The sequence below is a fragment of the Porcincola sp. LCP21S3_C12 genome, from assembly GCF_052118625.1.
Taxonomy (GTDB): Bacteria; Bacillota; Clostridia; order Lachnospirales; family Lachnospiraceae; genus Porcincola.
Genome location: NZ_JBQKGW010000002.1, coordinates 1 through 26,469 on the forward strand (window position 1 = coordinate 1; position 26,469 = coordinate 26,469).

Here is a 26,469-nt window from a genome sequence, read left to right on the forward strand (position 1 = left end):
AGTCCGGACAATTCGAGAGCCGGAATCGTCACATCTCCAAACGTGGCAACCCGGCTCTAAGAAAAGCTTGTTTTGAGGTAATGCAGGCTCTCAAACTGACAAAACCTCAGGACGATCCTGTTTACCTTTTTCTGCTCAAAAAGGAACAGGAAGGGAAACCATACAACGTAGCCAAAATGGCTGCCGTCAATAAGTTTCTGCGGATCTACTACGCTCGTGCAATGGAGTTGTACAAGTAAATCCGTCCGCTTTCATTATAGCCGTTAACTGCCGGCCTGCAACAGCAGGTCTTATTAAGGTTACTCTCTTTTTTGTTCTCAAGGTTCTCGAAATCTTCAAAAATCTGCTTGACAAACATTAGCAAGATTTACTTTCTCAGATCATAATACCCTTCTGCCCTGTATTTGCCATAGTATTCCAGGATCTGCTTACCGATAGCTTCAGGATCGAAGTTGTTTGCCTGACACAAAAACCGTATGAAGTCTGGCGTAATGATCCGACTGTGATCTTTATCGTAAAGATACTGCTGGTATTCCTCGTATTGTTTATTCGAAATGCTGTGCATGTGATTTCTCCCTTATATAAAATTAGACTGCCAAAGTAGCCGAACGTGAAAATGAAACCCCTGAGTGTGAAACGAAACCCCTACGCACAGGCTTCCTTAAATTGTATTAAATACGCAGTCTTATTTTCGCAGACCGTCAGATTCAGGATCTCATCCGCAGTTTTGTCCTTCAGAAGCTCCTTCAGAGCATACTTGACCAGGCACTTTGTCAGTACCTCAGGCGTATAGTAGGAAGCCGATTTCTCCCGTTCACGGCCGGCGAGTCGGTAAATGAAGCTGCCCTTTTGATACATGCGCAGCTTGCCCTTATTTTCCCCGTCCTCATAGCGGACGCGTTCCTCTTCCGTGTATTTCGAGAGCTCTGATTCCGGAACGAAATAACCGACATCCAGTTCGTTGAATTTGTCTCCGGCCCGCTTTACTTCATAGAGGTCTTCCTTTGCGATAAAACCGCGGTAGGAAAGCAGCGCCTCATAGACGGCTCCCATCTGGTTGATTCCGAGGTTCGCGTAGGAGATCCGGCCTCTGCGGCTGTTCTTCTTTCCATCCGCCTTTGTCAGGCTCATCAGCTCAATGATGCGCAGCATGCAGCTGTTCCGCAGCTTTGCAGAGCCGATCATCTCCGTATACTGCGGGTCAAAGATATGCGCTTTCAGTGGAGCGATCAGGAATATGTCGTGAATGCTGTCTTCCCCGGCAGCTTTCTTCAGCTCCTCCTCGGTCTTCGGATATCCGTTGTAGATCAGGTCAAAGAGCTTCGACAGCGTCTCGTCCAGGTAATATCCGTCCCCGACTTCGTCCACGTCCTCCCGGACACTGTCCGCGATATCGCGCAGACTTTCTAGAGAATAGCCGGAATAATAGCTCTGCGACCTGATTGGTGCATAGCCCAGTTCCGGTCGTGCTTCGATAAAGAGAAGGAACAGCATCCGGTACATATAGCGGAGGCATTCCAGCGTCAGCTGGCCGGCGTCGACCGGGTCCGCCTCCAGATCCCTGCCCTGGCGTGTTCTCATGTCGTAGAGAACTTCATTTCCCAGAAGCTCGATGCTCTCACGCAGCGCATATTTCAGGTCCTGCGATACGCCGGATGCGTTGCGCTGGCTCTGCTCATCCAGTTCGTCCAGAAGGATCTTTCCGTCATCCGGGCAGAGTGAATCCTTATGGAGCAGGACGGCCATCGCCTGCAGCGTGGAATCCTCCAGCCGAGAGAAGATCTCGTCCAGTTCAAACTGAAGATATCTCTTTTCATTCCATTTGTTTCGATCGATCAGTGCGATCTGATCAATTCCGATCAGGAGAAGAAAGCGAGGCGGTTCCGCCTGAGCAAACAGTACTTTTGTCGCCAGCTCCTCTCCCGGTATCTCGCCAAGTAACCCCTTGTGGAGTGTTCCGAATGCGTCCTCTGAGATGTCACTGGCAGAAAAGGCATAGCTCTCCATAATGCCGGCGTCTTTTTCCTTTGGCGCCATCAGAATGACCCAGAGAAGCGGCGCGCCGCTCTGTTTTTTCATCTCCAAAAAGACCGGAACTTCCAGGTCCTCCTCCACCATCACCTTTGCCGGTGATGGCTGTGGATAGCCAAGCGCCTGAAGATAAGCCGCTGCAAGGTCCCGGATGTTCAGGAGTGTCTGCATATTCACGAAGGAACGGACAAAACGGTCATGGACCGGATAGTACTGCGTCGCGATTCTGCGAAGGTCGGACCATGGGGTATGGATATCCTTTGACTCCTTCGAGGCAGCATTCCATCTTTTGATGGATTCCGAAGCATTCTCCCCGAAAACGGTGGAGAAATAATGATTCGTATAATATTCGTTCTGATTGCTGATACCGGTAAGATCCATACTCATTGTTCTGCCCCCGAAAAGACGGTAATCACCCGGATATACGGATTGTCCTGTATCGTCAGCGTGTCCGTGACCCAGTTCGTGAACTCCTCAAAGAGCTCATCGACACCCCGCTCTTTCTCCTCCAGCTTTCTGGCATAGTCAGCCAGCGTGATCTGATAATACTGATGATGCCTCTTCTGCAGGTCCGCCAGCTTATCGAGTTCCTCATTCAGAAGCGGATTCATTTTATCCTGATAATCCTGATATTTTTCCTTCAGATAAGCCTTCGCATGGACCACAACATCCTGCAGCAGCGCTTCAGCGCGCTCCTTGGTCTCAGCCACTTCAAGGTCCGGGTTTGTGAGACTGGGAGCGCGGATCCCGGTTCTCGAAAGGACCTCATCCATATCCATGATCTTCAGGAATCCTCCGTGCTCGTACATAATTCCAAACCACTCATCAACAAGCGGAGTCGACTTCCGGTTCGGAATGCTGCCGGAGATTACATAAATCAGCTCGTCTTTCGCCAGTTTTCCAGGCAATGCAACCAGTGGCGCCTGTCCGCGGCCAAATAAAAGTCCGGACTTGTCATTAATCCATGAGAAGAGCGGATGGAGCGGCCACAGATACTGTGTCTTCGGCCATGCGGTATTTGCCATATCATTCTGCATGCTGCGCTTCATTTCCTCCATGCAGAAGGACTTGTCATCCGACAGGCGCAGGGTCTCGCCTTCCGGAAGCGCTTCCTCCGGTACCAGCGCCCGGAGCCTTCGCTTCATCTCTTCCGTCAGTTTCACATCAAGTCCGGATACGGTCTGAAGTTCCTCCACCGGGTGACTGACAGACTGATTCAGGAAAGATAATGCCTGGGACATATAATCCTTATCAGAAAACAGAGTCATATCATCTACTGTAGTGGATGTCTGATCCGCAGCCTGCTCCTCTTCGTCCGCACTTTCCATGAATGCCTTGAAAGGATCAAAATCTTCTTCCTTCTCATCGAGTTCTTTGGAGAACTTTTCATCGGATCCATTTTCAATAGCACTCGCAACAACCAGTTCTTCGTCCTCTATGGTAAACTTCCCCATCAGAAGCGACGGATCACCGATGTTCTTCAGTGCCTGTTCTTCCTTCTGGACAAGAATTTCAAGAATCCGGACATCTCCTTTGATCCGCTTGTTATTGCTCTCGATCACCATGTAACGAATATCCGGTTTCTTTTTCTGCCCGTAGCGGTCGATACGGCCGTTCCTCTGCTGGAAAACCATCAGGGACCATGGAATATCAAAATGAATCAGCCGATGGCTCAGATAATGCAGGTTCAGTCCTTCTGATGCGACATCTGAGGCAACCAGGATACGAATTGGAGATTCTGTTCGCCCAAAGTCCTCAACGATTTTCTGCTGCTGTTCGTCGCTCATTCCGCCTGAGATTTCCTGGACAGCATCCTCTTTCATTCCAAGATCTTCCCGAAGATGCTGCGCAAGGTACTTCATGGTCTCAATGCGTTCTGTGAATATGACCAGACGGTCATCCGTCGCATGTCTGTCCCAGGCGTATTCCGGACTGTTTAGGAGTTTCAGAAGTTCCTGATACCGTGAAAAATCTTTTGGTTGAATTCTTCCAAGAGCGTCCCGCAAAGATTCAAGTACACCGATGTCCTTGATATCACCAAATCCATACTTCTTATTCAGCTTTTTCAGCCGCACATCGATGCTCTTGATGCATGCAGCCGGGCTGGAGAAAAGAGCTTTCTCCAGGCTTGTCTTGAACAAATGGCCGTTGCCGCGCTCCCTTCCAACATCCATCTGAAGCTGCATATCCGAGAAAATTTCAAAGGCATATTCTTCTCTTGCAGATGCACGGCAATGTTCCAGATTGACAGTTCGTTCCAGAAAAGCGCCTTCACTCTGATCCTGAATATCCTTCTTGAATCGCCGGATAAATAGTCCCTTGACATCCTCCGGCCGATAATCGTCAGGATCCGCGATTGCAGTCGGATCCAGCATGTTCATCAGGGACGCAAAACTTCTGGCTTTCCCGTCATGGGGAGTTGCAGACAGCATAATCATCGTATCGGAACGACCAGCAAGCAGCTTCGCAAGTCTTGCTCTCAAAGCCTGATGATCCCCGCGATCCGCGACATTTTGCGCTTCATCGATGACGATAATGTCCCAGTAAGCATGTTCCAGATGGGTACGATACTCCACATCCCGCTTCAGAGTATCAATGGAAACAATCGTTTTATCGTAGTAAAAGAATGGGTTGTAATTTGAGGGAAGGTTTGCCCTGATCTTCTGTATTCTTGCGGAATCCAGACGGACCAGCGGAATCGTAAAGCGATTCCACATCTCTTTCTGAAACTGGGTCATCATGCTCTTTACCGTGACGACCAGGATCCTTCTTCCCTTCCCTCTGGCAATCAGCTCTGACATCAATATGCCGGCTTCAAGTGTTTTTCCAAGACCGACTGTATCTGCAATCAGGATTCTCTGTCTGGTCTTCTGAAGCGCCATCTTCGCAGGATCCAGCTGGTAGGGCATCGGATCCATGGCAGCTTTCCATCCGACATGAATATTCGTATCAGTCGGTATCTTCTGACGCCACTGGCTTTCAAGATAAAGAAGTGAACGCTTGTAATGGGAAGAATGATCTGTGACCAGTTTTACATCTGCGGGATCCACTACCTTGATCTCTTCCAGGTCTGTGAGAAAGATCGACTCACGGTCTTTTACCAGAGGGGAGATTCCTACACAGTACAGGGTTTTGTTCCCCAGAGTGTTGGTTTCGACCTTTCTGATCATCCATTCTTCATCACGAATGATTGTTCGCATTCCCGGAGCATATTCAGTCATAGTCATTCTCCACAAAAATTTTGAAGTTGTTTGTTCAAGTATTGTAGCTATGATACCACAAATCAACAATCGTATGCAGATATGAATGCGCCATCGTTTGCAATGTTACATACCCTCATCTCCTTTTCCTGTTGCAAACACCGAAATCACTGGCATGATAATAGTCTTACTCGTCACTATCTGAATCGCTGTCAAAATCTGAATCTTCGTCACTGTTTTCATCGTCATCATTATTGAAAAAACAGTCTGAGAGAAAAGCCATCTCTGCACCTTTCTCCAGCAGATTCAGTTCCCCATCATGATCAAGATCAAACATCTCATCAAACGACTTCATTCTTCAGATCTCCCTTCTTTATTTTGCAAAGCACTCCCTGCTCCATCACATACAGGACTTTTCCTTCCGCCTTATTTCCGATCTTGTCATAGAGTCGGCCGGCGCTCATACTGTCGCCTATTACAGTATGTGTACTATTGGCTACATGACCGATGTCCCCAAGGCCTTTCAGACGGACAACGATTGCTTCCTTATCGTATTTGTTGTCCGGCTCCTTGACGAGCTGTACTGTCATCCCGGGTTTCAGGTATTCTTTTCCGTAGTAGTATCTGGTGCCTGTAATCGTGAAATACATTTTGCTCATGAAGCCACTCCCTTTCCTTTTTCCATCACCTGATACCGTAAGTATCCACGAATGGGTGTCCAGCTGGATGGACAGCAATAGAGAAATTATCCATTGCCGGTATGTTCTTTCACTATATTCCATGCTGCATTCAATTCGGTCGCCCCAGAAGCGACTTCTTCAGATAAAAATAGATCCGCATCACGATGATTGCGGACCTATCGATCGGTATTTCTTTCATAACCGAAATATATCATCTAGCTTAGATGGTTCAGTCAGTCTTCATCCATCCAACTACTCCTCCGGAAGCTGCCGCTCCTACGACCAATAGCACACCTATCCAGCTATATATATCCGCTATTTCATATAGGTTCTGCCACACGCCGCCTGCGAGCGGAATCGCCATAACGATTCCTGAGAATGCGTAGATCAGACTTGCCAATATCCTGAAGAACAGATTGTAGTCTCCTCCATCGAAATCCCAGTTCTGGATGTTCAGGCATAGAATTACTGCAGCACCTACAAGATAGACGATCGTCAGGAAGACGCAAAGCCCAACGGACTTTGTATGAACCTGGTACAGGAACAGGAGTCCGATACAGCAGATGAAGAATGATGTCAGAAGAACGTTCATGGGCATACTGATCTGTGGGATGCGCATCAGTAACACGATGATCGTTTCCACGATCAGCAGAACCACCAGGTAGTTCAGGAAACTGTGTCCTGGAACTATATGCTTGGCTCCGGGCACTACCTCGCAGATCATGACGCTGAATAGTGCTCCTCCAGAGAATGGTGCGACGAAAGATGCCACTCCGATGATGCTGAGGAACAGAATACCCATCAATGCGATTCCAAGAACGAATGCTCCAACGATAGCCGCTGCCATACCCGATCTCTCCCTTCCATGTAATCAACATCCTTGCGCAGAGGATGGAATTGGCTTTTGTATATTATTAGTATCTCTCTGACATCATCATAGACCCGACAGGGGGATACTGTAAATATACATTTTCAAATTTCAGGGATTATAATAATAGCTGGTAGGAGAAAACGAAAGCGGAAGGAGATCAGAAAGATGCCACACAGCAATGATGGAAGAGTCTCTGAAGGCCTTAAGGATACCAACAGCATTAATGATGATCTGGCCAAGCGTTCCAGAGCCATACGGGCTCAATTAGGCTTGTCTCAGACTGATGTAGCCAGAGCTTTGCATGTCACCCGAGGCTTTATCAGCAACGTAGAGAACGGCCGCGTGAACATGTCTATGAGGCTGATGATCTACTACGCACGGCTGATGAACGTCTCTCTGGATGAGATCGCAGGATTGACTGACAAGGAATATCTGAGCACTTCTCTGGACCATGCAATCATGGAAGAAGTATCCAAACTGTCCCTGCAGCAAAAACAGAATCTTCTCGACTCGCTCAGGGGTCCTCAGGAGGCCACATAATAATACAATTCAGAGATATAATCGGAAGTACTTAACTGGTACTATTCTATCATTTTTCGTGTAAATTTCATCTGAATTGGCTCATGGATTTACCGATTTTATCTTTCGAATTTGGCAGAAATGATAGGATTGTACCGGTTTTTGCCTGTCTGAATTTTCAGACACTATTTTTTGTTAGACAAATGTTAGACAAAACGCCATTTTGGGCCGTTTTACGAAATTTTCCGTGAAATAAAAAAAGGCCAGAAACCTTGATTTTACAAGGTTTCCGGCACATGGAGCATATGAGATTCGAACTCACGACCTCTACAATGCGAATGTAGCGCGCTCCCAACTGCGCTAATGCCCCATATAGGAAGCCCGGAAAACCGAGCTCCCCTTGCGATTACTCGCACATATTCCAGTATAACATGCCCCACAGATTATGCAACTCTTTTCTGAAGAATTACATTCCAGGGACTTCCATCTTTGTAATCTCAGAAATTACTCCACGATGGAAACAACACGTCCGGATCCAACAGTGCGGCCACCTTCACGGATAGCGAAAGTATCACCCTGCTCCATAGCGATGGTGTGAATGAGCTCGATGCTCATCTCGACGTTATCGCCCGGCATGCACATCTCAGTTCCCTCCGGAAGGGAGATGACACCCGTGACGTCGGTTGTTCTGAAATAGAACTGCGGACGATAGTTGTTGAAGAACGGTGTATGACGGCCGCCCTCATCCTTGGTCAGAACGTAGACCTGAGCGGTGAACTTCTTGTGGGTGTGAACAGAACCCGGCTTGCAGATAACCTGTCCTCTCTCGATTGCAGTTCTGTCGATACCACGAAGCAGGATACCAACATTATCACCAGCCTCTGCAAAGTCAAGAGTCTTGTGGAACATCTCAAGGCCAGTAACGACGGACTTTTCAGGTTCGTCCTTAATACCGACAATCTCAACCGGATCATTCAGTCTGATCTCACCACGCTCGACACGGCCAGTAGCGACTGTACCACGTCCGGAAATGGTGAAGACATCCTCAACCGGCATCAGGAACGGCTTGTCGTTGTCACGGGTAGGAGTCGGGATATAATCATCAACCGTATTCATCAGATCCATGATGCAGTCGCCCCAGGTCTTGTCCGGGTTGTCAGAATCAAGCGGATCTCCGTTTGCAAGAACTGCCTTTGCATCCTGATCCTGAAGAGCCTGGAATGCAGAACCCTTAACGATCGGGCAATCCTCGAAGCCTTCCTTCTCAAGCTCCTCGGTAACTTCCATCTCGACCAGCTCAAGCAGCTCCGGGTCATCAATCATATCGCACTTGTTCAGGAAGACAATGATCTTCGGAACACCAACCTGGCGGGCAAGAAGGATATGCTCCTTCGTCTGAGCCATGACACCATCTGTTGCAGCAACAACAAGGATTGCGCCATCCATCTGAGCTGCACCCGTGATCATGTTCTTGACATAGTCAGCATGGCCTGGGCAGTCAACATGAGCATAATGTCTCTTCTCAGTCTGATACTCGACATGAGCGGTAGAGATCGTGATACCACGCTCTCTTTCCTCCGGAGCCTTATCGATCTGATCGAATGCTTCGAATGCGTTACCCGGAACCCTCTTTGCAAGGACAGCTGTGATTGCTGCGGTCAGGGTTGTTTTACCATGGTCGACATGTCCGATGGTACCAATGTTTACATGCGGCTTGCTTCTGTCAAACTTCTGCTTTGCCATCTCTAAATCCTCCTTAAACTGTGCCGATATCCGGCTCGACTGTGCCGAAGATCGGCATCGTCTTATAAACACAAGTCTGGAATTAATTATATTTCAGACTTGTGCTTTTTGCAAGTACTTTGTAGGTTCAGGCGATGATCACTTTCCCTGATCCTTAAGAACCTTCTCCTGAATGTTCTTCGGGACCGGATCATAGTGATCGAAGAACATGGAATAGTTTCCACGTCCCTGGGTCTTCGAACGAAGATCGGTTGCATATCCAAACATCTCTGCCAGCGGAACATATCCGCGGACCATCTTTCCGCCGCCGATATCATCCATGCCTTCGATTCTTCCACGTCTGGAGTTGATGTCGCCGATGACATCTCCCATATATTCCTCCGGAGTGGAAACCTCGACCTTCATGATCGGTTCGAGGAGCACCTCGCCCTTCTGCTCGGCCTGCTTGAATGCCATCGATCCTGCAATGTGGAATGCCATCTCAGAGGAGTCAACCTCATGATAGGATCCGTCATAAACCTCTGCCTGAACACCGATCACCGGATATCCGCCAAGCGCACCAGCCTTCATCGCATCCTGAATACCTTCATCGACAGACGGGATATATTCCTTCGGGATCGAACCACCGACGGTGCTGTTGATGAACTTGTAGGTTTCCTCTCCGTTCGGATCCATCGGCTTGAAGCGGACCTTCGCATGTCCATACTGTCCTTTACCACCGGACTGACGGACATACTTGCTGTCAATGTCGCATTCCTTTGTAATGGTTTCCTTATAGGCAACCATCGGGGCACCGACATTCGCCTCAACGTTGTACTCGCGAAGCAGTCTGTCGACGATGATGTTCAGATGGAGCTCACCCATGCCGGCGATGATGGTCTGCCCCGTCTGCTCATCTGTATGCTGACGGAACGTCGGATCCTCCTCCGCAAGCTTTTCAAGCGCTTCTCCAAGCTTGGTCTGTCCGGCTTTTGTCTTCGGCTCGATTGCAAGCTCGATAACCGGTTCCGGGAACACCATCGACTCAAGGATGATCGGATGCTGGTCATCACAGATGGTATCACCAGTGGATGAGAACTTGAATCCGATTGCAGCCGCGATATCACCGGAGTACACCTTCGTCAGCTCATGGCGCTTGTTCGCATGCATCTGAAGAATACGTCCGACACGCTCCTTCTTATCTTTCGTTGCATTCAGAACATAAGAACCGGCATTGCATGTACCAGAATACACGCGGAAATATGCAAGCCGTCCGACAAACGGGTCAGAAACGATCTTGAAGACCAGCGCTGCAAACGGTGCGTCATCGGAGGACGGTCTTGTCTCCGGGTTGCCGTCAAGATCCGTACCTGTCACATCCGGGACATCTGTCGGTGCCGGCATGTAGTCGATCACTGCGTCCAGCAGCTTCTGGATTCCCTTGTTCTGATGGGCAGAACCGCAGAGAACCGGAACCGCCTTGTTCTCGATCGTCGCCTTGCGGAGTGCTTTCTTCAAATCGTCGATGGACGGTTCCTCGCCATCGAGATACTGCATCATCAGCTCTTCATCAAAGTCGCAGATCTTTTCAACAAGCTCTGTATGAGCAGCTTCAGCCTCATCCTTCATGTCGTCCGGGATATCGACAACTGAAATGTCCTCACCCTTCGTGTCATTATAGATATAAGCCTTCATCTCAAACAGATCGATAATGCCCTTGAAGTAATCCTCCTTGCCGATCGGGAGCTCGACGACAACCGGGTTCTTGCCCAGCTTTGTCACGATCTCGTGAACGGTATTCGGGAAGTTTGCTCCCAGGATATCCATCTTGTTGACAAATGCAATACGCGGAACACTGTATTTGTCGGCCTGGCGCCAGACATTCTCTGACTGTGGCTCCACGCCGCCCTTTGCATCAAACACACCTACGGCGCCATCAAGGACGCGCAGGGAACGCTCTACCTCAACAGTGAAGTCGACGTGGCCTGGGGTATCGATGATATTAATACGGTACTCCGGAGCGCCTTCGATCTTCTTTGTCTGGAACTGCGGCGTCCAGTGGCAGGTTGTTGCCGCGGACGTAATCGTAATACCGCGCTCCTGCTCCTGTGGCATCCAGTCCATGGTCGCCGTTCCTTCATATGTCTCACCGATCTTGTAATTTACTCCGGTGTAATAAAGGATACGCTCGGTCAAAGTAGTCTTGCCCGCATCGATGTGAGCCATAATACCGATATTTCTGGTTCGCTCAAGCGGATACTCTCTTCCAGCCATTCATTTCCTCCTAAAGGTGCGCGATCAGAAACGATAATGTGCAAATGCCTTGTTGGCCTCTGCCATCTTGTGCACTTCTTCCTTCTTCTTTACGGACGAGCCGGTATTGTTCGCTGCATCCATAAGCTCGTTCGCAAGGCGATCCTGCATGGTCTTCTCCGCTCTGTTTCTTGAATAAGCAGTAATCCAGCGAAGCGCAAGAGCCTGTCTTCTGTCCGGCTTGACCTCGATCGGTACCTGATAGGTCGCACCGCCGATTCTTCTTGCCTTGACCTCGAGCACCGGCATAACGTTGTTCATGGCTTCCTCGAATACCTCGATCGCCGGCTTGCCGGTCTTCTGTTCCATCTTGTCAAAAGCGCCGTATACGATCTTCTGAGCGACGCCCTTCTTGCCATCGAGCATGATGCTGTTGACCAGCTTTGTCACAACCTTATCGTTGTACTTCGGGTCAGCCAGCACATCTCTCTTCTGAACATGTCCTTTACGTGCCACGTTCCTTCCCTCCTTAATTATCGGGACCCCTCCTCGGGGCTTCAATTAGATCACAGGTACTCACGTTCTTACGTGTTTCGCGTCAGATTGGGCATCTTCCTCACAGCAGCCACACTGGTGATTCGGATGATCCTACTGAGAAAAACGTTCTTCATGTGAAACCGGATGATTGTCAACTTGTTCTCGCCTGAATTACTTTGCAGAAGCCTTCGGCCTCTTTGCGCCGTACTTGGAACGAGCCTGGCGTCTGTTTGCAACACCTGCCGTATCCAGCGTTCCTCTGATGATATGATACCTGGTACCCGGAAGGTCCTTGACACGTCCGCCGCGGATCATGACAACGCTATGCTCCTGAAGATTATGACCCTCACCCGGGATATAGGTTGTAACTTCAAGTCCGTTGGAAAGACGTACACGGGCAATCTTACGAAGAGCAGAGTTCGGCTTCTTCGGGGTTGCAGTCTTGACTGCTGTGCAGACGCCGCGCTTCTGCGGAGAATTATCGTCGATCGGTCTCTTCTTCAGAGAGTTAAAGCCCTTCTGAAGTGCCGGTGCAGTCGACTTCTTCGCAGCGGTCTGTCTGCCTTTTCTGACTAACTGGTTGAATGTAGGCATTCCTCTTTCACCTCCTGATTTTTTGCGGCAGCGAATCTGATATCAGAATTGCCGCTGTGGCTGCTATCCATCAAAAATAGAGCGTGCAAAGCACACGCCCCATTATTATAGAAATCGCACCCATATCTGTCAAGAAGTCCTTGTTGCTTTTTATCTCTTTTTCCGATGAAACAGCGGAATATCATCAGACAGCTCATCCGATGCATCGTAATCATCCCCCGGACGCTCATTCTCCAGGCCCTCATCCCCTGCACGCTCATCATCATCGTGCGGCCAGACGCGTCCATCCCAATTGTCCCGGTTGTTTCTGTCTTCCATGTACGAATCAGGCACAAAGTCGTCTCTGCGGTTCGTTTTGTCCGGACGATACGCGCTTGTCTGCCTTCCTGATCTGTCTCTTTCAAATGGCTGGTATGATGTCTGTCTTACATCGTCCTTCCGCTCGCGCCTTCTCAACATTTCCTCCCGGTAGGCAAGCTCCTCCTCCCGTCTGTCCAGCTCCTGCTGCATCTTCCGCTGCTGTCGTTCCATTCTCGGTCCCGTAACTGAAACACGCGCTGACCAGCCCAGGATTCTTACAAGAATGATTCCAATGAATATGCCAATCGAATCGATTCCCACGTCGCGCGGCGTTGAAACTCTTCCTGCAACCATCGCCTGATGCTTCTCATCTCCGAACGCATATCCCACACAGATCACACCCGCAAGAAGCATCAGAAGAATCCCCCTGACGCCATACACATACAGTGGAAACGAAACGGACACAGCAAGCAGAAAATATTCTGTCACATGTGCACCCTTCCTCACGTACTTGTTGATCTGATCCGCTTTCTCCTCAATCTGCCAGCTTTCCCAGTTCTGCTGCGTAACCTTATTATATGTAGAAACGATGGACTCGCTGACTTTGTAGCTTGCAGAAGACGAGACTTCTCCGGGCTGAGCCGAGAATGAGTAGATCATATACATGATGAGAAGAGCCGGGATAAAGGACAGCGGCTTGAAAAATGTACTGATTTTCATGAAGATGCTCCTCCGATTGCGCTATCTTATCACCAGTTCTCGGAAGCGTCCACTTTCCCCCGGGAAAATTAAGAAAAAAAGAGCTGCTGCATCATAAAAAATGCAGCAGCCAGCTTTTGTCTCATGTTCTGTTGTCTGTCACCAGGAACTGCTGTCACAGCGCCGCATCTTCCGGGTGGCTCCAGTCGACGGGTCAGCTCTCCGGTGTCTCAGACGGTACATTCTCCTGCGCTTCATCCAGCGAAATAACGTCATCGCTGCGGCCATCATCGCCGGATTCCATCAGATCATCTTCATCCTTCAGAAGTTCTCCTTCCGGAATATCGACTGCACTTGTGTCCAGCTTGACGCTTCGATAGCGCTTCATACCAGTTCCGGCAGGAATCAGTTTTCCGATGATGACATTCTCCATCGGGCCGACAAGATGGTCAACCTTGCCCTTGATCGCAGCATCTGTCAGCACCTTCGTGGTTTCCTGGAAGGATGCTGCCGACAGGAAGGACTCCGTCGCTAAAGAAGCTTTTGTGATACCAAGAAGCACCTGTGTTGAGGTAGCCTCCTTGAGGCCTCTCTCCCGAAGTTTTTCGTTTACAGCATCCAGCTCAAGACCATCAATCAGTGTCCCCGGCAGCATCTGGGAATCACCCGGATCCGCCACACGGACCTTCTTCATCATCTGACGGACGAGGACCTCAATGTGTTTATCTGAAATCTCAACACCCTGAAGTCTGTACACTCTCTGAACCTCGCGGAGCAGATAGTCCTGAACGGCATTGACTCCCTTGATCTTCATCAGATCATGCGGATTCACCGAACCTTCAATCAGCTGATCGCCGGCCTCGACATGATCTCCTTCCTGCAGATACGTCCCATCATCCTTATGCTTGGTCTCCGTCCCAAACGGTTTCAGATACGTTTTTGAATCCCCAGTCTCCTCGTTTGTGACGGTAATCTCCACCTTATTCTTCGTCTCGGTGAAATGGATGGTTCCCGAGATATCCGAGATGATTGCCATACCCTTCGGCCTGCGTGCCTCAAACAGCTCCTCGACACGGGGAAGACCCTGTGTAATATCGCCGCCCGCGACACCGCCGGTGTGGAATGTTCTCATCGTCAGCTGCGTACCCGGCTCACCAATGGACTGTGCCGCGATGATACCGACCGGCTCTCCAACCTGTACAGCCTCGCCTGTCGCCATATTGGAACCATAGCACTTCGCGCAGATTCCGATCCGGCTGCGACACGTCAGAATCGAACGGATCTTAACCCGCGTGATGGCATGACCGTCCGCATCGACGCCTACGCTCATAATCTTCTCTGCTCTGGCCGGTGTAATCATATGGTTGGCCTTGACCAGAACATTGCCATCCTTGTCGCAGATCGTCTCAGCTGCATAGCGTCCGGTGATCCGTTCCTGAAGGCTTTCGATCATTTCCTTCCCGTATGCGAACTTTGAGATGTATCGGCCCGGAATCTCTCCCTTGCCCTCGCAGCAGTCCACCTCACGGATGACCAGATCCTGTGAAACGACAACCATTCGTCTTGTCAGGTATCCGGAGTCTGCCGTACGCAGTGCAGTGTCAGACAGTCCTTTCCGGGCACCATGTGCCGACATGAAATACTCCAGGACATCCAGTCCTTCACGGAAGTTGGACTTGATCGGCAGCTCGATTGTATGACCGGTCGTATCTGCCATCAGTCCGCGCATGCCGGCCAGCTGCTTGATCTGCTTATCAGAACCACGTGCTCCGGAGTCAGCCATCATGAAGATGTTATTGTACTTGTCCAGACCGGAAAGCAGATCCTTCGTCAGCTCATCATCCGTCTTCTTCCATGTATCCACAACTGCACGATACCGCTCCGTCTCCGTTGAAAGACCTCTGCGATACTTCATATTGATTTTATCGACAGCTGTCTGAGCCTTTGCCAGCAGATCCGGTTTTTCCTTCGGCACCGTCATATCAGAAATGGAAACGGTCATGCCGGCTCTTGTCGAATAACCGTATCCCATGGCCTTGACATTATCCAGCACCTCAGCTGTCCGCGTCGCGCCATGGACATTGATGACGCGCTCCAGGATCTTTTTCTGATCCTTCTTCTTAACCAGCTGATCGACTTCAAGCTTCAGTTCGTTCCCCGGAATCGTTCTGTCAACAAATCCAAGATCCTGAGGGATCACCTCATTGAACAGGAACCGGCCAAGGGTCGATTCTACAAGTCCGCTGAGTTCCGTTCCATCCGGCATCTTCTTCGTGACACGAATGCTGATCCGGCTCTGAAGGGAAACATACTTGTTCTCATAAGCCAGAATGGCTTCGTTCAGGTTTTTAAAGACCATCCCCTCACCGATCGATCCCGGACGCTCCTGCGTCAGATAGTAAATACCCAGTACCATATCCTGAGAAGGAACCGGAACCATTCCGCCATCTGAAGGCTTCAGGAAATTGTTCGGCGACAGCATCAGGAAACGGCACTCCGCCTGAGCCTCGACAGTCAGCGGAATATGGATTGCCATCTGGTCACCATCAAAGTCAGCGTTGAAGCCTGCGCAGACGAGCGGATGAAGCTTGATGGCCTTTCCTTCCACAAGTGTCGGCTCGAATGCCTGGATTCCCAGTCTGTGAAGCGTGGGGGCACGGTTCAGCATAACCGGATGATCTTTAATCACATCCTCCAGGACATCCCAGACGCCAGGTTCCAGCCGTTCCACCATCTTCTTGGCGTTCTTGATATTATGGCTGATATTCCTGGCCACAAGTTCCTTCATGACAAACGGCTTGAACAGCTCGATTGCCATCTCCTTCGGAACGCCGCACTGATAGATCTTCATCTCCGGGCCGACAACAATAACCGAACGGCCGGAATAGTCGACACGCTTTCCGAGAAGATTCTGACGGAAGCGTCCGCTCTTTCCTTTCAGCATATCCGAAAGAGACTTCAGCGCACGGTTGCCCGGACCAGTCACCGGACGCCCTCTTCTTCCGTTGTCAATCAGGGCGTCAACAGCCTCCTGGAGCATTCTCTTCTCATTTCGCACAATGATATCCGGGGCTCCGAGCTCAAGCAGCCTCTTGAGACGGTTGTTTCTGTTGATGATTCTGCGGTACAGATCATTCAGATCGGATGTTGCGAAACGGCCGCCGTCCAGCTGCACCATCGGGCGCAGATCCGGCGGAATCACAGGGATCACAGTCAGAATCATCCATTCCGGCTTGTTGCCGGACTCACGGAATGCTTCCGCCACTTCCAGCCGCTTGACAATCTTGACCTTCTGCTGGGCAGTCGCATTCTCCATCTTTTTCTTCAGCCGTTCGCACAGATCCTCAAGGTCAATGTCCTGCAGAAGCTGCATGACAGCTTCCGCTCCCATCTGTGCCTTGAACATATGCCTGCCCATATCATGCGCGCGGAACCGGCGCTCTGACTCTGACAGGTTGTCGTATGCTTCCTGGCCGATCTGGTTTTTCAGTGCTACATCCCCGAGTTCCTGAACCTTCTTCTCGTATGCGTTTTCTGTCAGTGTCTCCTTGTAGGCCAGTCCCGTCACCGGATCTGACTTGATATCAACCTGGTTGAACTTTTCCGGATTCGGATCGTTTACATTCGGGTCAAGGACAACATAGTTTGCAAAATAGAGAACTTTCTCAAGTTCTTTCGGCGACATATCCAGGATCAGGCCCATCCTTGACGGGATCCCCTTGAAATACCAGATATGGGACACCGGGGCAGCCAGGCAGATGCAGCCCATGCGCTCACGCCTGACGCTCGACTTTGTGACCTCGACACCGCAGCGGTCACAGATCATGTTCTTATAGCGGATTTTCTTATACTTCCCGCAGTGGCACTCCCAGTCCTTCACCGGCCCGAAGATCCGCTCACAGAACAGTCCATCCGTCTCAGGCTTGAGCGTTCTGTAGTTGATCGTCTCAGGCTTCTTGACCTCGCCAAGCATTCCGTGCCTCGTCGCCCATTCCTTGATTCTCTCAGGGGAAGCCAGGCTGATCTTGATGGCGTCAAATGTCATGGACTGATACACTTCATTCGAAGTATTTTCCGGCATGAAAGCACTCCTTTCACTCATTGTCGTCGGTCAGTTCGAAATCCGGACTGTCGGAACTATCATAACCGTCTTCCTGGAGATCCAGAGAATCATCCGAATCAGAGGAAGCGTTCTCATCAATTGCCTCACCGTTCTCGTCCTGGACCTGCATTCCGTGGGAAGCAAAGGACTCCTTGTTGTGATCGTACTTGCGGTCATTGTAATCATCAAAGATATGTCTCATATCGGTATCCCCGTAATCGACATTCTCAATGATCTTCACCTCTGTTCCATCGTCCTTGAGCACACGTACATCCAGTGCCAGGGACTGCAGCTCCTTCAGAAGGACCTTGAAGGATTCCGGAATGCCAGGTTCCGGAATATTCTCGCCCTTGATGATTGCCTCGTACGTCTTGACACGTCCGATGACGTCATCGGACTTGACCGTCAGGATTTCCTGAAGCGTATAGGAAGCGCCATATGCCTCGAGTGCCCAGACCTCCATCTCTCCGAAACGCTGGCCTCCAAACTGAGCTTTTCCGCCGAGCGGCTGCTGCGTAACCAGAGAGTAAGGACCTGTTGAACGTGCGTGAATCTTATCGTCAACCAGGTGGTGCAGCTTCAGGTAATTCATGTGCCCGATTGTAGTCGGTCCGTCAAACGGCTCTCCAGTCCGTCCGTCTCTCAGCTGGACCTTGCCGTCCCTTGTAATCGGCACGCCCTTCCACAGCTTCCTGTGATCAAGATGGTCATGGAGATACTCATAGACATCCTCCATGAGTTCTCCCTTGTGTTTCCTGCTGAAATCTTCCCAGCTCAGATTGACGTAGTCATTTGCCAGCTCCAGCGTATCCTGAATCTCAGACTCAGACGCGCCGTCAAAGACCGGAGTCGAGACATTAAAGCCAAGTGCCATCGCCGCAAGAGACAGGTGAATCTCCAGAACCTGTCCGATATTCATACGGGACGGGACACCCAGCGGGTTCAGAACGATATCAAGCGGACGGCCGTTCGGCAGGAACGGCATGTCCTCCACCGGGAGAATCCGGGAGACGACACCCTTGTTTCCATGACGGCCAGCCATCTTGTCGCCGACTGAAATCTTTCTCTTCTGCGCAATATAGATACGAACCGACTGGTTGACCCCCGGTGCCAGCTCATCGCCGTTCTCCTTCGTGAACACCTTCGCGGCCACAACGATTCCATACTCACCGTGCGGAACCTTCAGAGATGTGTCTCGCACCTCTCTGGCCTTCTCGCCGAAGATTGCGCGCAGAAGACGTTCTTCTGCTGTCAGCTCTGTTTCGCCCTTCGGCGTCACCTTGCCGACCAGGATATCGCCGGCTCTCACTTCAGCGCCAATACGGATGATTCCGCGATCGTCGAGATCTTTCAGGGCTTCATCACCCACACCCGGTACGTCGCGGGTAATTTCCTCAGGCCCAAGCTTGGTGTCTCTCGCCTCCGCCTCATATTCCTCAATATGGATCGAGGTATAGGTGTCGTACTTGACCAGATTCTCACTCAGAAGGACGGCATCCTCGTAGTTGTAGCCTTCCCATGTCATGAAGCCGATCAGCGGATTTTTGCCAAGTGCAAGTTCACCATTGCATGTGGATGCTCCATCCGCAATGACATCCCCCTTCTTCACAACATCGTTCTTGAAGACAATCGGTCTCTGATTGTAGCAGTTGCTCTGGTTTGAACGAACAAACTTTCTCAGATGATATTCATCTGTCTGCCCGTCCGCTCTTCGGATGATAATCCGGTTTGCCTCAGAGCGTTCCACCACGCCATCATGCCTGGCGACAATGCAGACACCCGAGTCCACCGCTGCTTTGACTTCCATACCCGTCCCGACAGCCGGAGCCATCGTCGTCAGAAGCGGAACCGCCTGACGCTGCATGTTCGATCCCATCAGTGCACGGTTTGCATCATCATTCTGCAGGAAAGGAATCAGCGCCGTTGCAACTGAAAAGACCATCTTCGGGGAGACGTCCATATAGTCAAACATATTGCGGTCATACGCCTGCGTCTCCTCGCGGAAGCGGCCGGATACGTTCTTGTTGATGAAATATCCATCCGCATCGAGCGGTGTATTTGCCTGCGCAATATGGTATCTGTCTTCCTCGTCAGCTGTCATATAGACAACTTCATCTGTAACCCTCGGGTGTCCCGGCTCGGAATGGTCGACCTTCCTGTACGGTGCCTCGACAAATCCATACTTGTTAATTCGTGCATAGCAGGCCAGGGAGTTGATCAGGCCAATGTTCGGTCCTTCAGGTGTCTCAATCGGGCACATCCGTCCATAGTGAGAATAATGGACATCGCGGACTTCGAACCCGGCGCGATCCCTTGAAAGTCCTCCGGGTCCCAGTGCAGAGAGACGCCTCTTGTGTGTCAGCTCTGACAGAGGGTTGTTCTGATCCATGAACTGCGACAGCTGAGAGGAGCCGAAAAACTCCTTGATTGCGGCCGTCACCGGTTTGATATTGATCAGGGACTGAGGTGTAATGCCCTCAATTTCCTGAGTGGTCATTCTCTCGCGCACCACCCGCTCGAGTCTGGAAAGCCCGATGCGGAACTGGTTCTGAAGCAGTTCGCCAACCGCGCGGATCCGGCGGTTCCCAAGGTGGTCAATATCGTCATCGCAGCCGATCCCGTACTCAAGATGCATATTATAGTTGATGGAGGCAAAGATATCCTCCTTTGTAATATGCTTCGGAATCAAATCGGTCACATGGTGACGAATCTGATTTTTGATCTCCTCCGGATCGGTGTACTCATCCAGGATCTTTCTCAGATACGGATAGTAGACAAGCTCCGTGATTCCAAGCTCCTCCGGTTTGCAGTCCACCCACGCCCTAAGGTCGACCATCATAGAGGAAAGGACCTTGACATTCCGCTCCTGGGTCTCAATCATGACACTCGGGATTGCAGCATTCTGTATCTGATCCGCCAGCTCTTCTGTCACCTTTGTGCCGGCTTCAGCAAGGACCTCGCCCGTTGTCTCATCCACCACATCCTCCGCGAGGACATGGCCGGCAATCCGGTTGCGGAGCAGAAGCTTCTTATTGTACTTGTAGCGTCCGACTTTGGCAATATCATAGCGCTTCGGGTCAAAGAACATCCCGGAAATGAGAGACTCCGCGCTCTCCACCGAGACCGGCTCTCCCGGGCGGATCTTTTCATACAGTTTTTTGAGACCTGTCACCGTATCAGTGGACTCGTCCTTTTCAAAGGTACTGATCAGCTTAGGCTCCTCACCAAACAGATCGATGATTTCCGCATTAGTCCCGACACCAAGTGCGCGGATCAGCGTTGTCACCGGTACCTTTCTGGTACGGTCTACACGCACCCAGAAGACGTCGTTGGCATCCGTCTCATACTCCAGCCATGCGCCTCTGTTCGGAATGACCGTGCAGGAAAACAGCTTGGTTCCTGCTTTGTCTCTGGCAATTCCATAGTAGATACCCGGGGAACGGACCAGCTGGCTGACGATAACACGCTCCGCGCCATTGATCACAAAAGTCCCCGTATCTGTCATGATCGGAAGATCGCCCATGAAGATTTCATGCTCGCTGATCTCCTCATTCTCTTTGTTGTGGAGCTTGACCTTGACCTTCAGCGGAGCAGCATACGTGGCATCACGCGCAGCACATTCTTCAATCGAATACTTTACATCGTCCGTGCAGAGTTTAAAGTCTCCGAATTCAAGGCTGAGCTTCCCGCCATAGTCCTCAATAGGAGATATGTCATCAAAAGCCTCCCTGAGACCGTCTGTCAGGAACCACTGGTACGAGTTTTTCTGTACTTCGATCAGATTCGGCATCTGAAGCACTTCTTCATGCCGCTGATAACTCATACGGACACTCTTACCAGTCTTCACCAGGCGAATTCTGTTTTTTTCCATTAACGTTCCACCTCTGTCTTTCTGCGCACACCAAGTCTACTTATGGGCGCACTAAGCCCCAGAACATAATCCCGGACAATAATGCAACCTATATGATACTACGCCCCTGACAAGAATGTCAATTCATTTTTCATAAAGATCGTTTTATGACTGCCATTCCTTTGATCCGTTTGCTGACAGAACAATAAAAAGAACCCGGTCCGTTTCCGGCCGGGTTCTTTCTCGGATCATCTTTATAAGAAGCCTGATTACTTCAGGGTAACCTTTGCGCCCTGCTCCTCGATCTTCTTCTTCATCTCCTCAGCGTCAGCCTTGGAAGCCTGCTCCTTCACAACCTTCGGAGCGCCCTCGACAAGGTCCTTTGCTTCCTTCAGGCCAAGGCCGGTGATCTCACGGATAACCTTGATAACCTTGATCTTGTTCGGTCCGACATCGGTCAGCTCGACATCAAACTCAGTCTTCTCTTCAGCCGGAGCAGCTCCTGCTGCAGGGCCAGCAACAACAACGCCTGCTGCTGCGGATACACCAAACTCCTCCTCGCAAGCCTTTACGAGGTCGTTCAGCTCGGTAACACTCAGTTCCTTGATTGCTTCAATAAACTCGGCAGTCGTAAGTTTTGCCATTTTTTCTTCCTCCTGTAAATAATCGTAACTCTGAATCAGAAAACTGTCTTTCAGGCTTCAGCCGGTGCTGCTTCTGCCGCGCCTTCACCCTCAGGCTGCTTCTCTGCAATCTGCTTGAGGACACGGGCAAAATTCGTGATCGGGGACTGGATGGATCCAAGCAGTCTTCCGAGCAGCTCGTCTCTGGACGGGATGTCAGCAAGTGCCGTTACCCCTGCAGCGTCGTAGTACTTGCCCTCAGCAACAGCCGCAACCATGGAAATGGTCGGATTGTTCTTGAGATGCTTCTTGATGATTCTCGCTGCCGCCACCGGGTCGTCCTTGGACACCGCGATTGCGTTTGCACCAAACAGGTGCTCGCACAGCGGCTCCAGATCAGTTCCCTGGAACGCACGCTTCATGAGGGTGTTCTTGTAAACCTTGTAGACAACACCGCTCTCACGAAGTTCCTTGCGGAGAGATGTATCGCCTGCTACATTGATTCCAAGGTAGTTGACAAGAACAACTGACTGTGCGTCCTTGACATTCGCGGAGATCTCATCGACGATGGGCTGTTTCAATTCCACTTTTGCCATGAACCATTACCTCCTTCTTAATTGGTAATGACCGCTTCAGAATTAAGAAAAGCCTCCCCGCTCGTGCAGGGAGGCTGAAAATTCATACGAATTCACACTTCCTCGGCAGGCGCTGAAAGCATTGTACCCTCTCGGGAACCTGCTGTCTCCGGCAGTCATCTGTTGCATCCTATCACAGGAAACCCTGTCTGTCAACCGCATTCTTTCATATTTCCGATCAGCCGCCGGCCGCCGCCGGAAAGAACGCCCATTTCTCATCATTGCACTTCTGCCCTTCCGTCCCCCCGTTCGGTCATATGGAACGCATAGTATCCGAAGCACGCTTTCTCTCCTGCACTTCACGCATCTTTGCCCGTATCTGCTCCTTGTCACCAATGTCAAGAACAGAATACCCGTGCCTCAAAAGAAGCTCTGCTGTCACGCCGGCACCTGTCTCCAGCCTTCCGGAAAAAGACCCGTCATACCGCTGCTTCACCCCACAGCTTGGACTTCTCGACTGAAGAATGATCAGTTCCGGCTTTTCTCTCTGCGCAATGGCCAGGCATTTCTCTGCTCCCAGGCGGAATGCCGCATCGACATCCTGACCGCCCCGTGAAATCACCCTCCCATCCCGAAGCTCAGACGGCTGCCGAGGCGTTGGAAGCCCTCCAAGCACCTCCGGGCAGACTGCGATCACCTCATACCCGGAAATCAGATTCAAAAGTTCCTCACTCTTGTTATTTTCCCCATTGTACTTGCAGTTTTCTCCAATCAGGCAGGCACTCACCATAATTCTCATAGACAGCCGCTCCCCTGCATTTCTATTTTTAACCTGTAAGATGATCATAAACCGGCTGCACTCTGCAGAACGGCCGCCTTCACAAAGCAAGAGGCCTGCAGCTTCTGCACGCCTCTTATCTCTGTTGCCGTCTCAAAGCCCAGCTGAGAACTGTTTCACTCGGTACCTTTTCCAGTTTCAGTCCGCAGTCACTGTATGTTCTGCTTTTTTCGACGATATTGCTTCGGTGTCAGGCCAGTTGAATCCCGGAAAACCCTTCCGAAATGACTGCTTTCCTTGAAACCGCACTTTGCTGCGATCTGGGCAATGCTGTAGTTTTCCTCTGTCAGCATTCTGCAGGCCTGAACAATCCTGCACTGGTTGATATACGCCCCGGGTGTTGTATGAAGATATTCCCTGAAGGCTCTGAAACACCCTCTCTCGCTTGTAAAACCAGCTTCGGCAATCGTCTCAACGGTCATCTTCTTTCCAAGATTTTCATTGATGAACAGCATCATCAGCTTCAGGTTGCTTTCCATCGATGAGTTCGGTTCCGCGCCTGGCGCTGAAAACACCTTCAACCGGCAAAGATCCAGCCAGATTTCAGAAAGTCTGTTCCGGATCTCCAGTTCGGAATAAGGCTCTGCCAGATCCATCTGAAAGGATTCCCGTATTCTGCCGATCGTCCGGCTCTGAGCACCCCCGTCCGGTATCAGTTTGACAAGCTCGACGCAGGCATTCGATACAACCGGCTCCAGATACAGACTGTATATCCGGCTGCCCGGCTTTCCTCCAATCAAATCCGGCCCGAAAAGATGTACATACTGGATTGTATCATGGCTGCCAGACGCCGAGCGGGTCGAATGCATGATGTTGGAATTCACAAGTCCCGCCGTTCCCTGCTCGAACACAAACGACCCGGATGGAGTATCGCACTCCATCGCTCCAGACTCGATATAAAACATCTCGAGTGCCTTATGCCAGTGCCAGGGCACAAAATCTCCCCCATAGTTCTCAAAGTGCATGCGGGAAGCCCTGTAAGGAAATTCTTCCGTGTAATCCGGTATGATTTCCTCCTTATTACCAATTCGGATCTGATTCGAGTAAACGTCTTTCATCTCTTCTGGCTGTTTCTCCTGTCTTCTTCTTCCCTGACGATACGCTTCATCTCATCCAGATGCTTCTCCATCTCGCTGACAAGCTTGAACTGCGTTCTTGCCCGATCCAGATTCTGTCCCTCCCTTCGGATCGCAAAGTATCGATCCCCGTCCAGATAATCTGTCAGGAAGCGGACCCCGCACTCAAGTGTCATGATGATTGCCCCAAGTGGAAATGTCTCGATCTCTTTTTCCGAGAAATCCGGCCCGTATTCCAGATATCCCCTGGTAAAGATCCGGAAGCGTTCCAGATCAATGGTCATCAGGCTCAGATTTCTTTCATCTTCTGCCGCCGTAGCCGCTCCAAAGCGGATGGCGTCCCCAAAATCGTACGCTGCAAGTCCCGGCATCACCGTATCGAGGTCAATGACGCATCGTGCCTTCCTTGTTTTCTCATCAAGGAGGACATTATTCAGCTTCGTATCATTGTGCGTGACTCTGAGCGGAAGAGTCCCGTTTTCGCGCAGCCGGCAAAGCTCTCCTGCAGCTTTTTCCCTGTCCAGGGCAAAGCGGATCTCATCCGATGCCCCTGCTGCCCGGCCAAGCGGATCCCGGCTGACTGTCTCCCGAAAAATTCTGTACCGGTTTACTGTATTGTGAAAATCCGGAATGGTCTCATGCAGCTCCTCAGCAGGGAAATTCTGCATCAGCTTCTGAAAAGCCCCGAACGCTGCCGCGCTCTGGTAAAAATCATCACGGCTCTCCGGCGCCTGCAGGCAGATCGTTCCTTCGACATAGTCATAGACTCTGTAGTACCCTGTCTCATCCCGGTAGTATGAATGGCCATCCAGGTCATCGATCAGATTCAGGCTCCCGATCTGCATCTTTCCGGTCTCATCCGCCTGCTTTTTGGCATTTTTCTGAGCCAGCCGGATGACCCGCTCAATATTCTCCATCAGCGGCGGTACATCGAAAACCGTATCCTTGATCTTCTGCAGAATGTACCGTTTTCCGGATGTGGTCGTCACAAGATAAGTGGTGTTAATATGCCCTTCCCCATACAGACAGATAGAAACAGGAGCTCCATCGAGTGGAAAGTGGTAGGCCGCTGCCGGTTTCATCCAGAGATGTTCCGGATAGATCCCTGCCTGTTTCTTCTGAACGACGGCCTGCTTCACCGAGCCCAGATCCGCCGCATAGGTAACGCCAAACCACTTTTCCTCTGTCGGAATCACACGGACAGTCGCCTTTTTCTCACGAATCAGCCTGTCCGGAATTGCAGGCAGAACATACTCACACTTCAGCGGATTTTTATCCAGGTTTTCCTTTAAGAAAGATGTAAAATCATTCTGAAACGACTTCAGAATACTGTGCTGGAACCCCCAGAGGTTCATCGATACGAGCGTCTGACCTGGAAGAAAATGGAATGTTTTTCCATTGTCTTCTGTGTACTCTGCATCTTCCCCCTTCCTGAAGATCTTCGTGCGCTCAACAATATGGCTCAGATATCCGTTCTCTGCCGTACAGATACCGCGTGAAACAGAGCCATTGTCCGTCACGGTATTCGCAATCCGATATCCGACCATGGCATGCTCCGACTCTCCCCGCTCTTCCTTGAGGAAATCGTAGATCTTCTGGAACGAACTGCTTCCGTAAAAATCGTCCGCGTTGATCACGGCAAATGGTCCATCGATTGCTTCAGCCGCACATGCAAGCGCATGCGCCGTTCCCCAGGGTTTCGTCCTGCCCTCCGGCACGCTGAACCCCTCCGGAAGCCGGTCCAGTTCCTGAAAGACATACTTCACATCGAAGTACTTTTCAGCATTCCGCCCGACCCCGTTTTTAAAGTCCTCCTCGATCTGATGCTTGATGACAAAGACAATCTTTGTAAATCCCGCCCTCCTTGCATCATACAGAGAAAAATCGATGATCTTATGTCCTTCCTCATCCACTGGTGTAATCTGCTTCAGACCGCCAAACCGCGATCCCATTCCAGCCGCCAGAATCACTAATGCTGGTTCTCTCACTGTTATCCTCC

General features: G+C 50.6%; 19 protein-coding genes, 1 tRNA gene, 1 pseudogene and 1 other annotated feature. Of the genes and pseudogenes, 2 read left to right on the forward strand and 19 right to left on the reverse strand.

From position 1 onward, the window contains the following. Positions 1-239 (forward strand): annotated as a pseudogene (locus tag ACTQ1N_RS01175) (IS110 family transposase); the annotation flags it as partial. Between the two features lie 128 nt (positions 240-367). Here the strand turns inward: ACTQ1N_RS01175 and ACTQ1N_RS01180 are convergent. The 6 genes from ACTQ1N_RS01180 to ACTQ1N_RS01205 form a co-directional block, all read right to left on the reverse strand. After that, a complete protein-coding gene (locus ACTQ1N_RS01180) occupies positions 368-565 on the reverse strand; it encodes a cytochrome C (protein WP_441953840.1) in 198 nt (65 codons plus the stop codon). An 80-nt stretch (positions 566-645) separates the two neighbouring features. Next, complete coding sequence (locus tag ACTQ1N_RS01185; protein ID WP_441953842.1) at positions 646-2,418, reverse strand: hypothetical protein; 1,773 nt, start codon at positions 2,416-2,418, stop codon at positions 646-648. Then, the gene (locus tag ACTQ1N_RS01190) at positions 2,415-5,252 is read right to left on the reverse strand and encodes a DEAD/DEAH box helicase (protein ID WP_441953844.1); all 2,838 of its coding nucleotides are present in this window, start codon (positions 5,250-5,252) and stop codon (positions 2,415-2,417) included. The genes ACTQ1N_RS01185 and ACTQ1N_RS01190 overlap by 4 nt, the downstream gene beginning before the upstream one ends. Positions 5,253-5,418: 166 nt before the next feature. After that, positions 5,419-5,586 carry a hypothetical protein gene (locus ACTQ1N_RS01195; protein WP_441953846.1) on the reverse strand — a complete coding sequence of 56 codons (168 nt, stop codon included), beginning with the start codon at positions 5,584-5,586 and terminating at the stop codon, positions 5,419-5,421. After that, entirely contained in the window at positions 5,573-5,890 is a 318-nt protein-coding gene (locus ACTQ1N_RS01200) for an HIRAN domain-containing protein (RefSeq protein WP_441953848.1), read from the reverse strand. Before ACTQ1N_RS01200 ends, ACTQ1N_RS01195 begins: the two co-directional genes overlap by 14 nt. A gap of 250 nt (positions 5,891-6,140) precedes the next feature. After that, positions 6,141-6,758: a hypothetical protein gene (locus ACTQ1N_RS01205; RefSeq protein ID WP_441953850.1), complete on the reverse strand. Its 618-nt coding sequence runs from the start codon at positions 6,756-6,758 to the stop codon at positions 6,141-6,143. Positions 6,759-6,947: 189 nt separating this feature from the next. Between ACTQ1N_RS01205 and ACTQ1N_RS01210 the strand changes: the two genes are divergently transcribed. Then, positions 6,948-7,322 carry a helix-turn-helix transcriptional regulator gene (locus ACTQ1N_RS01210; protein WP_441953852.1) on the forward strand — a complete coding sequence of 125 codons (375 nt, stop codon included), beginning with the start codon at positions 6,948-6,950 and terminating at the stop codon, positions 7,320-7,322. A 276-nt stretch (positions 7,323-7,598) separates the two neighbouring features. On the opposite strand, the gene ACTQ1N_RS01215 is transcribed toward ACTQ1N_RS01210, so the two are convergent. The 13 genes from ACTQ1N_RS01215 to ACTQ1N_RS01275 form a co-directional block, all read right to left on the reverse strand. Continuing rightward, a tRNA-Ala gene (locus ACTQ1N_RS01215) sits at positions 7,599-7,671 on the reverse strand. 134 nt (positions 7,672-7,805) lie between these two features. After that, entirely contained in the window at positions 7,806-9,044 is a 1,239-nt protein-coding gene (gene tuf / locus ACTQ1N_RS01220) for an elongation factor Tu (protein ID WP_441953854.1), read from the reverse strand. 138 nt (positions 9,045-9,182) lie between these two features. Beyond that, positions 9,183-11,297: an elongation factor G gene (fusA, locus tag ACTQ1N_RS01225; protein ID WP_441953856.1), complete on the reverse strand. Its 2,115-nt coding sequence runs from the start codon at positions 11,295-11,297 to the stop codon at positions 9,183-9,185. Positions 11,298-11,321: 24 nt separating this feature from the next. Beyond that, entirely contained in the window at positions 11,322-11,792 is a 471-nt protein-coding gene (gene rpsG / locus ACTQ1N_RS01230) for a 30S ribosomal protein S7 (RefSeq protein WP_277067732.1), read from the reverse strand. A gap of 192 nt (positions 11,793-11,984) precedes the next feature. Next, on the reverse strand, positions 11,985-12,407 hold the full coding sequence (gene rpsL, locus ACTQ1N_RS01235; RefSeq protein WP_154524732.1) for a 30S ribosomal protein S12: 423 nt from the start codon (positions 12,405-12,407) through the stop codon (positions 11,985-11,987). Between the two features lie 150 nt (positions 12,408-12,557). Next, on the reverse strand, positions 12,558-13,427 hold the full coding sequence (locus ACTQ1N_RS01240) for a VanZ family protein (RefSeq protein WP_441953859.1): 870 nt from the start codon (positions 13,425-13,427) through the stop codon (positions 12,558-12,560). 193 nt (positions 13,428-13,620) lie between these two features. Next, on the reverse strand, positions 13,621-17,487 hold the full coding sequence (gene rpoC, locus ACTQ1N_RS01245) for a DNA-directed RNA polymerase subunit beta' (RefSeq protein ID WP_441953861.1): 3,867 nt from the start codon (positions 17,485-17,487) through the stop codon (positions 13,621-13,623). Positions 17,488-17,500: 13 nt separating this feature from the next. Beyond that, the gene (gene rpoB / locus ACTQ1N_RS01250; RefSeq protein ID WP_441953863.1) at positions 17,501-21,379 is read right to left on the reverse strand and encodes a DNA-directed RNA polymerase subunit beta; all 3,879 of its coding nucleotides are present in this window, start codon (positions 21,377-21,379) and stop codon (positions 17,501-17,503) included. A 248-nt stretch (positions 21,380-21,627) separates the two neighbouring features. Further along, positions 21,628-22,002, reverse strand: coding sequence for a 50S ribosomal protein L7/L12 (gene rplL / locus ACTQ1N_RS01255; protein WP_154524724.1), 375 nt, complete (start codon positions 22,000-22,002; stop codon positions 21,628-21,630). Positions 22,003-22,052: 50 nt separating this feature from the next. Continuing rightward, positions 22,053-22,577 (reverse strand): 50S ribosomal protein L10, encoded by a 525-nt coding sequence (gene rplJ, locus ACTQ1N_RS01260; protein ID WP_441953865.1) that lies wholly within the window; start codon positions 22,575-22,577, stop codon positions 22,053-22,055. Positions 22,578-22,613: 36 nt separating this feature from the next. Then, positions 22,614-22,747: a sequence feature (ribosomal protein L10 leader region), on the reverse strand. Positions 22,748-22,869: 122 nt separating this feature from the next. Then, the gene (locus ACTQ1N_RS01265; protein ID WP_441953867.1) at positions 22,870-23,355 is read right to left on the reverse strand and encodes a DUF523 domain-containing protein; all 486 of its coding nucleotides are present in this window, start codon (positions 23,353-23,355) and stop codon (positions 22,870-22,872) included. A 188-nt stretch (positions 23,356-23,543) separates the two neighbouring features. After that, positions 23,544-24,452 carry an AraC family transcriptional regulator gene (locus tag ACTQ1N_RS01270; protein WP_441953869.1) on the reverse strand — a complete coding sequence of 303 codons (909 nt, stop codon included), beginning with the start codon at positions 24,450-24,452 and terminating at the stop codon, positions 23,544-23,546. Continuing rightward, the gene (locus ACTQ1N_RS01275; RefSeq protein WP_441953871.1) at positions 24,449-26,458 is read right to left on the reverse strand and encodes a phosphotransferase; all 2,010 of its coding nucleotides are present in this window, start codon (positions 26,456-26,458) and stop codon (positions 24,449-24,451) included. The genes ACTQ1N_RS01270 and ACTQ1N_RS01275 overlap by 4 nt, the downstream gene beginning before the upstream one ends. Between the last annotated feature and the right edge of the window lie 11 nt (positions 26,459-26,469).